Origin of the sequence: Porphyrobacter sp. AAP60 (assembly GCF_001296025.1) — a bacterium.
Classification (GTDB): domain Bacteria; phylum Pseudomonadota; class Alphaproteobacteria; order Sphingomonadales; family Sphingomonadaceae; genus Erythrobacter.
The window spans coordinates 1-13,278 of sequence record NZ_LJHV01000001.1 but is presented as its reverse complement, the minus strand read 5'-3'; the positions used below and the strand labels follow the sequence as shown (position 1 = coordinate 13,278).

The 13,278-nt window shown below is 63.5% G+C and carries 9 protein-coding genes and 1 pseudogene; all 10 read left to right on the top strand.

Annotated features, from left to right (window positions below; translation table 11 throughout):
• Positions 1-3: 3 nt before the first annotated feature.
• Positions 4-1,137, top strand: a complete 1,134-nt coding sequence (locus IP79_RS00050) for an efflux RND transporter periplasmic adaptor subunit (protein ID WP_054117227.1) — start codon at positions 4-6, stop codon at positions 1,135-1,137.
• A gap of 9 nt (positions 1,138-1,146) precedes the next feature.
• The gene (locus IP79_RS00045; RefSeq protein ID WP_054117226.1) at positions 1,147-4,353 is read left to right on the top strand and encodes a multidrug efflux RND transporter permease subunit; all 3,207 of its coding nucleotides are present in this window, start codon (positions 1,147-1,149) and stop codon (positions 4,351-4,353) included.
• Positions 4,350-5,786, top strand: a complete 1,437-nt coding sequence (locus IP79_RS00040) for an efflux transporter outer membrane subunit (RefSeq protein WP_054117225.1) — start codon at positions 4,350-4,352, stop codon at positions 5,784-5,786. The genes IP79_RS00045 and IP79_RS00040 overlap by 4 nt, the downstream gene beginning before the upstream one ends.
• A gap of 302 nt (positions 5,787-6,088) precedes the next feature.
• Entirely contained in the window at positions 6,089-7,723 is a 1,635-nt protein-coding gene (locus IP79_RS00035) for a TldD/PmbA family protein (protein WP_054117224.1), read from the top strand.
• A 22-nt stretch (positions 7,724-7,745) separates the two neighbouring features.
• Positions 7,746-9,068, top strand: coding sequence for a TldD/PmbA family protein (locus IP79_RS00030; protein ID WP_054117223.1), 1,323 nt, complete (start codon positions 7,746-7,748; stop codon positions 9,066-9,068).
• An 18-nt stretch (positions 9,069-9,086) separates the two neighbouring features.
• Complete coding sequence (locus IP79_RS00025; protein ID WP_054117222.1) at positions 9,087-9,821, top strand: DUF4159 domain-containing protein; 735 nt, start codon at positions 9,087-9,089, stop codon at positions 9,819-9,821.
• A gap of 14 nt (positions 9,822-9,835) precedes the next feature.
• Entirely contained in the window at positions 9,836-10,843 is a 1,008-nt protein-coding gene (locus IP79_RS00020) for an AAA family ATPase (RefSeq protein ID WP_054117298.1), read from the top strand.
• A 15-nt stretch (positions 10,844-10,858) separates the two neighbouring features.
• On the top strand, positions 10,859-11,755 hold the full coding sequence (locus tag IP79_RS00015) for a DUF58 domain-containing protein (RefSeq protein ID WP_054117221.1): 897 nt from the start codon (positions 10,859-10,861) through the stop codon (positions 11,753-11,755).
• Complete coding sequence (locus tag IP79_RS00010) at positions 11,752-12,882, top strand: BatA domain-containing protein (RefSeq protein WP_054117220.1); 1,131 nt, start codon at positions 11,752-11,754, stop codon at positions 12,880-12,882. The genes IP79_RS00015 and IP79_RS00010 overlap by 4 nt, the downstream gene beginning before the upstream one ends.
• Positions 12,879-13,278, top strand: a pseudogene (locus IP79_RS00005) (DUF4175 domain-containing protein); the annotation flags it as partial. The gene IP79_RS00010 and the pseudogene IP79_RS00005, both read left to right, overlap by 4 nt.

The window sequence follows — 13,278 nt, the reverse complement described above, 5'->3', positions numbered from 1 at the left end:
GGGATGGCGGCCTTGGCGCTTGCCGCCTGCGGGGGCGAGGCCAACGACAGGCAATCACAGCGACCCGATCCTGAGGTCGGCTTTGTCGTGGTGCAGGCCAGTTCTGTCCCTGTGGCAGTGGAACTTGCCGGACGCATTGCGGCGTTCGAGATGTCCGAAGTGCGCCCGCAGGTCAGCGGATTGATCCGCAAACGGTTCTTCACCGAAGGCGCTATGGTGCGCGCCGGGCAGACGCTTTACGAAATCGATCCCCGCCTGTTCGTGGCGACCACGCAAGAGGCGAAGGCCAACCTCAACAGCGCGATTGCCAATGCCGAAGCTACCCGCATTCGCGCCGAGCGGTTGAAGCCGCTGGCAGAGGCGCAGGCAGTGTCGATGCAGGAATACACCGATGCCGAGGCCGCTTCGCGTCAGGCCGCCGCTGCGGTTCAGCAGGCGCGTGCGCAGGTGCAAACGGCCGATGTCAATTTGCAGTTCACCCGCGTGCCTGCCCCGATCACCGGGCGCATCGGGCGTTCGCTGTCCACGGTCGGCGCGCTGGTCACCGGCAATCAGGCCGAGCCGCTGGCGGTGATCCAGGGCGTTGATCCGGTGTTTGTCGATATCCAGCAATCCAGCGCCGATCTTTTGGCGCTGCGCCGTTCGCTTGCGCAAGGCGGAGGAACGGTTCCTGCCAGCGCGCCTGTCAGCCTGTCGCTTGAAGACGGCAGCGAATATGGCCCGCGCGGGGTGGTGCAATTCTCCGAAGCGATGGTCAACGAGGGAACCGGCACGGTGACGCTGCGTGCGCGCTTTGCAAACCCCGAAGGGCTGTTGCTGCCCGGCATGTTCGTGCGGGCGCGGTTCGATCAGGCAATCAACCCCAATGCGATCCTGGTGCCGCAGGCAGCCGTGACCCGCAATGCCCGCGGCGAGGCGAGTGTCTTTGTGGTCGATGCCGGCAACAAGGCAGCCGAGCGCAAGGTTGCTGCCGATCGCGCAGTCGGATCCGACTGGGTCGTGACCAGCGGGCTGAAGCCTGGCGACAAGGTGATCGTGCAAGGTCTCTCCAAGATCAGACCGGGCGCGGCCATCAAGCCCGTGCCCGCCAGCAAGCCGCAGGTGATTGCCGCCCCCAAGCCCGGCCAGAAGGGCTAAGGCACAGGCATGTCGCGCATTTTTATCGAGCGGCCGATTTTTGCCTGGGTGCTGGCAATCATCACCATGCTGGCAGGGCTGGGCGCGATCTATCTGCTGCCGGTAGAACAATATCCCGATGTCGCCCCGCCGCAGGTCAATATCCGTGCGACTTTTCCCGGTGCTTCGGCAGAAACGCTGGAAAACAGCGTCACCCAGATCATCGAGCAGCAACTGACCGGCATCGACGGGCTGCTTTATTTCAATTCCAGCTCCAGCTCGCGCGGGCAGGTGACGATCAGCGCGACCTTCGAAAAGGGGACAGACCCCGATATCGCCCAGGTGCAGGTGCAGAACCAGGTGCAGCAGGCGCTGCCCCGCCTGCCGCAGCAGGTGCAGCAGCAAGGCCTGCGTGTCACCAAATCGAACCCCGATTTCCTGATGATCGTCGGTGTCTATGATGAAACCGACCGCAGCACCAATATCGACGTTTCCGATTATCTGGTCACCAATTTGCAGGATACGCTGGCGCGGATCGAAGGCGTGGGCGAAACCAACGTGTTCGGATCGCAATACGCCATGCGGATCTGGCTGGACCCCGACCGGCTGGCATCGGTCGGGCTGATGCCGGGCGATGTTATCACCGCGATCCGCAACCAGAACACCGAAGTGGCCGCAGGCGAGGTTGGCGGTCTGCCGCAGCCCGAAACCAACCAGCTCAACGCCACGGTGACCTCGCAATCACGGATGCGCACTGTCGAGGAGTTCGAATCGATCATCCTCAAATCCGAACAAAGCGGTGCGATTGTCCGGCTGGCCGATGTTGCCCGTGTGGAACTGGGCGCAGAGAATTATTCCGCATCCAGCCGGATCAACGGGCACCCCGGCGCAGGTCTGGCGGTATCATCGGCGCCGGGCGCGGATGCGCTGGCAACATCGGATCTTGTGAAAGAGGCGGTGAGGCGGGCCGAACCCGGTTTTCCGCCGGGCTACAAGGCCGCCTTTGCCAATGACACAACAGCCTTCATCCGCCTTTCGATCGACGAGGTTGTCGGCACATTATTCGAAGCGATCATCCTTGTTGTGATCGTGATGTTCGTATTCCTGCAAAGCTGGCGTGCCACGCTGATCCCGACGATTGCCGTGCCGGTGACCTTGCTGGGCACCTTTGTGATATTCTACATTTCCGGTTTCTCGATCAACACGCTGACCCTGTTCGGGCTGGTGCTGGCAATCGGCATTCTGGTCGATGATGCGATTGTCGTGGTCGAGAATGTCGATCGGCTGCTGGAAGAAAATCCGGACATGACGCCCAAGGAAGCGACCATCCAGTCGATGGGCGAAATCCAGGTGGCACTGGTGGCCATCGCCATTGTCTTGTCGGCGGTGTTTTTGCCGATGGCGTTTTTCGGCGGGTCGACAGGGGTTATCTACCGGCAGTTTTCGATCACGATGATTTCGGCGATGGTTCTGTCAACGCTGGTGGCGCTGATCCTGAGCCCGGCGCTGACAACTTCACTGCTGCGCCAGAAACACAAGGGTGACGATCACCCCCAGGGCTGGCTCGACCGTCGCTTCCCGGCAATGACGAACCGGCTGGACCGGGCGCAACTCTGGTTCAACCAGAGCTTTAAACGCGGAACAGACCGTTACATCGGTGCCATCGTGAAGGTGGTGGATCGCAAGTGGCTGTTTCTAGCCATCTACGCGATCATTCTGGTTCTGCTGGCGGCCATGTTTGTGCGTTTGCCGACCAGTTTTCTGCCGACCGAAGATCAGGGCGCGGCGCGGGTGCAGTTCCGCCTGCCTGCCGGTGCAACTCAGGGACGCACCCGCGAAGTGCAGCTGGCTGTCGAGAAATACATGCTCGAACAGGAAGCCGATAACATTGCGGTGATGTTTACGGTCGCTGGCGGCGGGCAGGGCGCGGCGGGCCAGAACACCGGCCAGGCCTTCGCCAACTTTGTCGACTGGTCTGAACGCAGCGGGGCCGAAAATTCTGCAGATGCTATCGTAGACCGTGCCGGAAAGGCGTTCTCGCAGGTTCGCGATGCACAGGTCAATGTGCTCGTGCCGGCGGCCATTCGCGGTCTCGGGCAGACCAACGGTTTCAGCCTGCAATTGCAGAACACCAGCGGCCTGCCGCGTGATGAATTCGTCGCCGCGCGCGACAAGCTGCTGGAATTGGCGGAAGCAGACCCACTGCTGGCTGGCGTGCGTCTGGGGGAGCTTCCCGATGTTGCCACCTTGCAGGTCGATATTGATCAGCAACGGCTCGCCGCGCTCGGGCTCAACCAGTCGGATGTGAGCACCACGCTGTCTGCTGCCTGGGGCGGGCAATATGTGAATGACTTCATTGATCGTGGCCGGGTGAAGCGGGTGTTTGTGCAGGGTGACGCGCCCTATCGTGCGACGCCCGATGATCTGGGCAACTGGTTCGTGCGCGGATCGGGCGGACAGATGGCGCCGTTTTCGGCCTTTGCGCAGACGCGCTGGTCGACCACTCCCACCACCCTCTCGCGGTTTCAAGGCTATCCCAGCTTTCAGTTCGAAGGGCAGGCGGTTCCCGGCCAAAGTTCCGGTGCGGCAATGGACCGGATTGAGGAACTGGCGCAGCAGATCGAAGGCGTCAGCGTCGCCTGGTCGGGGCTGTCGTTTCAGGAGCGGCTGTCATCCGGGCAAGCGCCGCTGCTCTATGGCCTGTCTTTGCTGGTCGTATTCCTGTGTCTTGCGGCGCTGTATGAAAGCTGGAGCGTGCCTGTGGCGGTGATGCTGATTATCCCGCTGGGGCTGGTCGGTGCGATCTTTGCCGTTACGCTGCGCGGGCTGGAAAATGACGTCTATCTCCAGATCGGGCTGCTCACGACCATGGGTCTCGCAGCCAAGAACGCCATTCTGGTGATCGAGTTTGCCGAACGGGCCGAGCGCGAGGGCGCGCGCGTGATCGATGCAGCCCTTGCTGCGGCGCGATTGCGACTGCGGCCCATCCTGATGACCAGCCTCGCCTTTATTTTCGGCGTGCTGCCCTTGGCAGTGTCGAGCGGGGCCGGGGCCAACAGCCGGATCGCCATCGGCACATCGGTGATCGGCGGGATGCTGACCGCCACGGTGCTGGCAATTTTCTTCATCCCGCTGTTCTTCGTGCTGGTGCGCCGCACCACGCGCGATACGCTGAAGAAGCTGCATATCGGGGAGGGCAAACCGCCCGAGGGCACCCCTGAAGGGAGCATCGCATGAGAGCGGCCATCCTGATCGCCGCCGCATTGCTTTCGGGCTGTTCGATGGCCCCCAAATATGTGCAGCCGGCCTTGCCTGTCCCCGCATCCTGGCCGGTAGGCGATGCCTATCTCGCCCAAAGCGAGGCGGCGCTGCCGGTGATGAGTTACCGCGAAGTGTTTGCCGATCAACGGCTGGCCGCGGTGATCGAACAGGCTCTCGCCAATAATCGCGACCTGCGGGTTGCGGCAGCAAATATCATGGCGGCGCGCGCGCAGTACCGGATCCAGAATGCGGCCCGTTTGCCCCAGATCAGCGCAGGGGTGGGCGGGACGCGGTTTGACAACGGCACCGCCAACCTCAACCGCAATCAGGACATCGACATCGGCAATGATCCTGCCGCCAGCCGGTCGACCGCGGGCACTCGCTACACTGCCGATATCGGCACGGCGGCGTTTGAAATCGACCTGTTCGGACGCTTGCAATCGCTGTCTGATGCTGCGCTCAACCGTTATTTCGGAACCGAGGCTGCGGCCCGTGCGACGCGGCTGACGCTGATCGGCGATGTCGCGGATGCATGGCTCACCTACGCGGCGGACAGGTCGCTGCTGACATTGGCCGAAGATACTGCGGCCAATGCGCGGGAACAGGTGAAACTGACGCGGCTGCGGCTGGACGGGGGCATCGCCCCGCGCACTGAACTGCGTCAGGCCGAGCAGATACTGGCGACTGCCGAAGCCGACATTGCCCAGCAGAAAACGGCGCTGGCGCAAGACATCAACGCCCTGCAATTGCTGGTCGGTGCGCCTGTGGACGAGGCTTTGTTGCCGCAGTCCATCGACGAGACAGACACTGCCGTGAACACGCTGCCAGCCGGTCTGGATTCGACCATCCTGCTGCGCCGCCCCGATGTATTGCAGGCGGAATACGAACTGCGCGCGGCCAACGCGGAAATCGGCGCAGCGCGCGCGGCACTGTTTCCGCGCATTTCGCTGACAGGGCTGACGGGCCTTGCCAGCAACGCGCTTTCCACCCTGTTTACCGGCGCGGCATTCAATTATTCGGCCGGCGCGAATGTGCGTTATTCGCTGTTTGCAGAAGGTGCGGCGCAGGCTGGCGTGGCCCAGACCGAGGCGCAGCGCGATGCCGCAGTGGCAGGCTATGAAGGCGCAATCCAGGCCGCGTTCCGCGATGTGGCCGATGCGCTGGCACGGCGCGGCACAATCACAGAGCAGTTGCGCGCCAACCGCGCTTTTGTCGATGCGGCTGAAGACACCTTCCGCCTTGCCGACTTGCGCTATCGCGGCGGGGTGGATTCCTACATTCTCAGCCTCGATGCGCAACGGGCGACCTATCAGTCGCAGCGCACGCTTCTGGCGACCCGGCTGGTCGAGGTCAGCAATCGGGTGACGCTTTATCGTGCGTTGGGCGGAGAGACGGCTGAAAGCCGCTGATCTGGCCAAGGGCACGCGCCGCCGGTGCGCGCACCCGAACCGGCTGGCGGCGCAAGCAGCGGCCATGTGCCCCGTTCGTCGATAATGCCCTGCGCTTCGTCGTCTGCCTTCCCCTTTGCCGGCGGCCCTTGCTAGCCAAGGGCTAACGGGGCGATGCCATTAAACGCATGGAGCGAAAACTCCTTGCTCGGTGATTTGACCAATGCGCAGACTTTGGGCAGCTATGTCCCCCGTAACAAAGCTATCGCCGGATGACCCTCGGATTTCCCGTGGGAAGTGACCGGCCGTTGGGGAAGTTTATCATGGACCGAAGGGATTTCCTGGCGCTGAGCACCTTCTTTACAGGGGCCGCGCTTTCGCCTTCCATTTTCGGCAAGGCCATTGCCGCCAGCCAGTTGCAGGACGGGATCGAGATCGCGGTCAAGAAGCGGCTGGCTGACGCGGCGCTGGCCGCGGCGACCGCTGCCGGTGCGACGTATTGCGACGTGCGCGTGGGGCGGTATCTGCGCCAGTTCGTGATCACCCGCGAACGCAATGTCGAAAATATCGTCAATACCGAAAGCAGTGGCACCGGCGTGCGCGTTATCGCTGACGGTTCGTGGGGCTTTGCCGCGACCAATGCCCTGACCGAAGACGCCGTCGCCGAAGCTGCGCGGCAGGCGACCGCGATTGCCAAGGCCAATGCCCGCACCCAGACCGCGCCGGTGCAGCTTGCACCGACGCCCGGTGTGGGTGAGGTCAGCTGGCGCACGCCGATCAGCAAAAACGCGATGGAAGTGCCAATCGCGGACAAGGTCGATCTGCTGATGTCGGTCAATGATGCAGCGCTGGGGGCGGGGGCCAGCTTCGTCAATTCGCTGCTGTTCCTCGTCAACGAACAGAAATATTTCGCATCGACCGACGGGTCTTACATCGATCAGGACGTCCACCGCATCTGGGCGCCGCTGACCGTGACCGCCGTTGACCAGTCGACCGGCAAGTTCCGGTCACGCGAAGGCCTGTCCGCGCCCATGGGCCTTGGCTGGGAATACATGGACGGCCGGCAGGAGGACAAGTTCGTGCTGTCCAACGGGCTGACCACTTACGGCAAATCCTATGACATGAAGGAAGATGCCATCGCCGCTGCGCAGGATGCGCAGGCGAAGCTCAAGGCGCCTTCGGTCAAGCCGGGCAAATATGATCTGGTGCTCGATCCCAACCACCTTGGCCTGACGATCCACGAATCGGTCGGCCACCCGCTCGAACTGGACCGCGTGCTCGGTTACGAAGCCAATTACGCCGGCACCAGCTTCGCCACCCTCGACAAGCGTGACGCCGCCTTCAAATATGGCAGCGAGATCGTGAACCTGTTCGCCGACAAGACGCAGGAAGGCTCGCTCGGCGCGGTCGGTTATGATGATGAAGGGGTCAAGACCAAGCGCTGGGATCTGGTGAAGGACGGGACGCTGGTGGATTACCAGACCATCCGCGATCAGGCGCATATCGTCGGCAAGGATGCTTCCGACGGCTGCTGCTATGCCGATAGCTGGTCGAGCGTCCAGTTCCAGCGCATGGCCAATGTCAGCCTCGCCCCCGGCAAGACCAAGCTGAGCACCGCCGATATGATCGCCGGAGTGGACAACGGGATTTACATCTCCGGCCGCGGATCGTTCTCGATCGACCAGCAGCGTTACAATGCGCAGTTCGGCGGAACGGTGTTCTACGAAATCAAGAACGGCAAGCTGGGCCCGATGATCGAGGATGTCGCCTACCAGATGCGCACGCCCGAATTCTGGGGCGCGTGTTCGGCGATCTGCGACGAAAGCGATTACCGGATGTTCGGTTCGTTCTTCGATGGCAAGGGCCAGCCGAGCCAGATCTCGGCGGTCAGCCACGGATCTTCGACCACCCGTTTCGACGGTATCAACGTCATCAACACCGCCCGGTCGCTGGGTTGAGCCAAGCGCAGGAGAAGCAGATATGAGCATTCTTACAGAAGCGCAGGCCAAAGCCATTCTTGACAAGGTCATCGCATTTTCGACCGCCGATGAAACCAGCGCGCAGATTGGCGGCGGCATTCAGGGCAACATCCGTTTTGCCCGCAACGACATTTCCACTTCGGGCATCGTCGATGATATCGAACTGGGCGTGCAGGTCGCTTTCGGCAAGCGCGTCGGCACGGCCACCATCAACCAGTTCGACGATGCCTCGCTTGAACGGGTGGTGCGCCGCGCCGAGGATCTGGCCAGGCTGGCTCCGGAAAATCCCGAATTCATGCCCGCCGTCGGCAAGCAGACCTATCAGGCAACCGATACCTTCAGCGAAGCCACCGCAGCGCTGACAGCCGAAGCCCGCGCCAAAATCGCCGAAGCCTCGATCGCCCCGTGCCGCGACAGGGGCCTGATTGCGGCAGGCTTTCTTGAAGACGGAAATACCTTCTTTGCCCATGCCAATTCCAACGGCAATTTCGGTTACCAGCGCACCACGGTTGCCGATTACACCTGCACCGTGCGCACCGAAGACGGGCGCGGATCGGGCTGGGTTGCCAGCAACGTCAAGGATGTTGCCGCATTCGATCCGGCTGCCGATATCCAGATCGCGATGCGCAAGGCTGCGGCATCGGCCGAGGCGCAGGCGCTGGAGCCGGGCAAATACACCGTCATCCTCGAACCTGCGGCGGCCTCGGGCCTGATCAGCTTCATGATGAACTTCTTCGATGCCCGGTCCGCCGATGAAGGCCGCAGCTTCCTCAGCAAGCAGGGCGGCGGCAACAAGATTGGCGAGCAGATCATGGATCCGCGCGTCAACATCTACACCGATCCGCGCAACCCGGTAGTGCCCACCATGCCGTGGGACGGCGACGGCCTGCCGCGTGACCGGGTGAAGATCATCGACGGGGGCAAGGTCGCCAACCTCCAGTACTCACGGTATTGGGCGGCCAAACAGGGCAAGCCTGAAACCGCAGGCTGGGGCAACACCATCATGGAAGGCGGCACCAAGTCCACCGCCGAACTGATCGCGGGCACCGAACGCGGCATTCTTGTCACCCGCACCTGGTATATCCGCATGGTCGATCCGCAGACCGTGCTGCTGACCGGTCTGACCCGCGACGGCACCTTCTATATCGAGAACGGGCAGCTGAAATATCCGGTCAAGAACTTCCGCTTCAACGAAAGCCCGGTGATCATGCTCAACAATATCGAAGAGCTGGGCCGTTCGGTGCGCGTGGAGGATGGCAGCATCATGGTGCCGCCGATGAAGATCAGGGATTTCACCTTCACCTCGCTTTCCGACGCAGTCTGAGATGCGGGCGCGGGTGACATGAGCAAGGATGCCATCACCCGCGCCCGCTTCCTGCGATTACTGACGGGGGCGATTGCAGGGGCCGCAAGTGCTGCCCCCCTGTCCGCCACCCAACGCGCGATCGGCGCGGGCGCTGGCGGGTACGATTTCTGGTTCACCCGCCTCAAATACAATTCCGGCAACTGGGATGTGGATCAGCGCATGCCGGCCAACCTACTGACATCACTGATCGATTACACCAGCCTGCGGGTTGACCCAAAGGAACAGGTCATCGCGCTGAGCGATCCGCGAATGCTGTCCGCCCCGTTCTGCTATCTTGCTGGTCACAAGGCAGTCGAGTTTTCGGATGCGGAGCGCCGCAATTTCGAACGTTACGTGCGCAATGGCGGGTTCGTGTTCGTCGATGATTGCAACCACGACATCGACGGATTGTTCGCCAAGTCGTTCGAAGCGCAGATGGCGCGCATCTTCGGCGCCGATGCGCTCAAGAAACTGCCCGATGACCACCCGCTCTATTCCAGCTTCTTCAAGTTCAAGGGCCCGCCCGCAACCTCGTTCGAACTGAACGGCTGGGGCGATGATCTGGTCCACGATTACCTCAAGGGGATCACCATCAACGGCCGGCTTGGCGTGCTTTACAGCAACAAGGATTATGGCTGCGAGTGGGATTATGACTGGCGCAACAAGCGCTTCCTCGCAGAGGACAACACCCGCTTCGGGGTGAATATCATCATGTATGCGCTCAGCAATTGAAGGGTCTTGAACAGGTGGCACAGCAAGCAGCGGCCAACGCCGCGCAGATCGAACAGCTTACCGCGAGACTCGATGATCTGAAGCGCGCCATCGGCTGCGCGATTGTCGGGCAGAACGATGTCGTCGAACAATTGCTGATCGGGCTGTTGGCGGGCGGGCATTGCCTGCTGGAAGGCGTGCCGGGGCTGGGCAAGACGCTGCTGGTGCGCACACTGGGCGAAGCGCTGGAGCTGGATTTCCGGCGCGTCCAGTTCACACCCGATCTCATGCCGAGCGACATTCTCGGCACCGAACTGCTCGAAGAAGATCACGGCACCGGCCACCGGTCTTTCCGCTTCCAGAAGGGGCCGGTGTTCACCAACCTGCTGCTGGCCGATGAATTGAACCGCACCCCGCCCAAAACGCAGGCCGCGCTGCTGGAAGCGATGCAGGAAAAGACCGTCAGCTACGGCGGGCAGACCTATCAACTGCCCAAGCCGTTCTTCGTGCTGGCGACACAGAACCCGCTGGAACAGGCGGGCACCTACCCGCTGCCCGAGGCACAGCTTGACCGCTTCCTGCTGCTGGTGCGCGTCGGCTATCCGACCGCTGCCGAGGAACGCGATATCCTTGCGCTGACCACCGGCCGCGCGGGAGAGGCTGTGCCTTGCGTGATGCAGGCTGCCGATGTGCTGGCGCTGCAAGCGATTGTGCGCGACGTTTATCTCAGCGAGGATTTGCTCGGCTGGATCACTGCGCTGGTGCGTGCGACCCGGCCCGGCGATGCTGCTGCGCCCGCGGCGGTCGCCAGTTATGTGCGCTGGGGGGCGGGGCCACGCGCCGGGCAGGCGCTGGTGCTATGTGCCAAGGCCCGCGCGCTCCTGCACGGACGGCTGGCCGCCACCCGCGAGGATATTGCCGCGCTGGCCGCGCCGGTGCTGCGCCATCGCCTGCTGTTGTCCTTTGCCGCCGAGGCCGAGGGCAAAAACGCCGATGATGTGGTCGCCGCGCTGCTGGCGCATCTGCCGCCGCCTGCGGCCTGATCCCTGGCCTGATCCATGGGACGTGCGCCGCTGATGATACCACCGGAAACTCGCACTCGGCTGAGGCGGCTTTCGCTCAGGACGCGGCGCGATCCGGCAGCGCGCGGCTTTGGCATGCATGCCAGCCGCAACAAGGGTGCTGGGATCGAGTTTGCGCAATACCGCGCTTACGAGCCCGGCGATGAACCGCGCAGGATCGACTGGAAGCTGTTTGCCCGGTCCGACAAGTTCTTCGTACGCGAGGCGGAAGAGGAAAGCCCGGTTGCGGTCTGGATCCTGATCGATGCCAGCGCTTCGATGGGTCAGGCCGACCGCGCAAGGCCGGACTGGTCGCGGCTTGATGCGGCCAAGCTACTGGCGCTGTGCATTGCCGAACTTGCGCTGATGCAGGGTGATCGCTTCGGGTGGGTGGCCTTGCAGGAAGGGGCATTGGGGCTGGCAGAACCGCGCAGCGGGCGGGCCCAGACCGATCGTTTGCAAATCGACTTTGCCCGCATGGAAGCAGCTGGCACTTTCCCTGATGCAAGCACGCTCGCGCCGCTGTGGGAACGGATTGGTGCCCGCGATCTCGTGCTGTTCCTCGGCGATTGCTTCGATGAAGGCGGGATCGCGCTGATCGAGCGGCTGGCGAAGGCGGGGCGCGAGGTGCTGGCGGTGCAGATGCTGACTGTGGAGGAGCGCGATTTCCCCTTTGATGGCGGCTACCGCTTCATGGATCAGGAAAGCGGCGCGGCGCTGGTGGGCGACGGGAGCGCCTTGCGCGAAACCTTCCTCAGCCGCTTTGCCGCCGCGCGCGCAGCGCTTGACGAGCGGCTTGACCGGGCCGGCATCCGCCACACCACCTATGTCCTCGATGAGGCCATAGACCTGCCCTTGCAGACATTCTTCGGGCGCGGGGCAGGGGTACGGTGACGCCCCTTTTGCTGGCCCCGCTTGGTCTGGCAGCGCTCGCCGCGCTGATCGTGCCGCTGCTGATCCATATCAGGCGGCGGACCGAGGAGGTGCCGCTCGATTTTGCGGCAATGCGCTGGCTCGAAGCGCGGCCCCGGCCACGGCGGCGCCTGCAGTTTGACGAATTGCTGCTGCTGGCCTTGCGGCTGCTGCTGGTCACGCTGCTGGCGCTGCCTGCGGTGCTGGGCTGGGAAGACAAGGGGCAGCGCGTCATCGCCGCACCGGGCGTTGACCCTTCGGCTGCCCGCACAATCGCCGGGCCGGAAGCGGATATTCACTGGATCGCACCGGGCTTTCCGGAGATTGATACGCAGCCGCCTGCGATCACCACTAAGGTTTCCAGCCTGATCCGCCAGTTCGACGCCGAGTTGCCGCCGGGCGCGCCTCTCACGATCCTTGTGCCGCCGGTTCTGGGCGGCGTCGATGCCGAACGGCTGCGCCTGACCCGCAAGGTCGAATGGCGGATCGTTGAAGGTGAAACCGGTGCGGATGGGCGCCCCGTTGCCGCAAGCCCGATCCTGTCGGTGCGCCATGCGGAGGGGCAAGGCGGTGCAGTGCGATATTTCCGTGCCGCCGCGCAGGCCTGGGGCGACACGCCCCGGTTTGATGCAGGCACCGGGGCTGCGCTCCCGCCGCGCGATCACGTGCTGATCTGGCTGACGCCCGGCCCCGTCCCGCAGACCGTCACTGATTGGGTGAGCGCGGGCGGCACTGCCTTGCTGGGCAACATGGCACAGGTCGCCATGCCCGCTGCGAGCGCCGCCTTATGGTCCGATGAAGCGGGGCGTACGCTGGTAGAGGGCGGGCCGCTTGGCACAGGGCGGCTGATGCGCTTTACCCGGCCCTTGCTGCCCGCAGCGATGCCCGATCTGACTGCGCCCGATTTTGCTGCGGGCCTCCGCGATCTCGTCGCGCGTCCTGCTCCGGCGCCAGCGCGCGTTGATGCCGCTGCCTTCGCTCCGGCGGATGGGGTCACACCTTTTGCCCTGCCGCCGCGCGAGCTTGCCTCGTGGCTGGGCGTGTTGATCGCACTGGTGTTCCTTGCAGAGCGGCTGCTGGCGACCCGGCGGCGGAGGTTCGCGGTGTGAGCCACGAAGTGCGCTTCGAAGACTGGCTCCGCCCCGCACGCCGCCGCGCGATGGGCGATGTGGTGCTGGTGGGAAGCCCATTGGTGCTGGTGTTTGCGGCGCTGGGCTGGACGCTGGGCGGGGTGATACTGGCGGCGGGGGCGCTTGGCGTCGGTGCGATTGTGCTGGGCTGGACAGCTACACGCCGTGCAAACCGGCTTGATCGCGACTGGCTCTCTCGCCGTCTCAACGCGCGCGAGGCGCAGCTTGAGGACAGCGCCGCGCTGCTGTTTGCTGAGACCGATCTGGCCCCGGTCGAGCGGTTGCAGGCCAACCGCATTGCCGCCCGGATCATGGCGATTGATCCGGCGAGCCTCGCTGACAGCTGGTCATGGCGGCGCATCGCCGTGGCTTTGG

What these genes read in the sequence shown, in the direction of transcription:
- IP79_RS00050 (WP_054117227.1), top strand. Translation starts at nt 4, where the DNA reads ATGGCGGCCTTGGCGCTTGCCGCCTGCGGGGGCGAGGCCAACGACAGG.
- IP79_RS00015 (WP_054117221.1), top strand. Translation starts at nt 10,859, where the DNA reads ATGGGACGTGCGCCGCTGATGATACCACCGGAAACTCGCACTCGGCTG.
- IP79_RS00030 (WP_054117223.1), top strand. Translation starts at nt 7,746, where the DNA reads ATGAGCATTCTTACAGAAGCGCAGGCCAAAGCCATTCTTGACAAGGTC.
- IP79_RS00035 (WP_054117224.1), top strand. Translation starts at nt 6,089, where the DNA reads ATGGACCGAAGGGATTTCCTGGCGCTGAGCACCTTCTTTACAGGGGCC.
- IP79_RS00025 (WP_054117222.1), top strand. Translation starts at nt 9,087, where the DNA reads ATGAGCAAGGATGCCATCACCCGCGCCCGCTTCCTGCGATTACTGACG.
- IP79_RS00045 (WP_054117226.1), top strand. Translation starts at nt 1,147, where the DNA reads ATGTCGCGCATTTTTATCGAGCGGCCGATTTTTGCCTGGGTGCTGGCA.
- IP79_RS00040 (WP_054117225.1), top strand. Translation starts at nt 4,350, where the DNA reads ATGAGAGCGGCCATCCTGATCGCCGCCGCATTGCTTTCGGGCTGTTCG.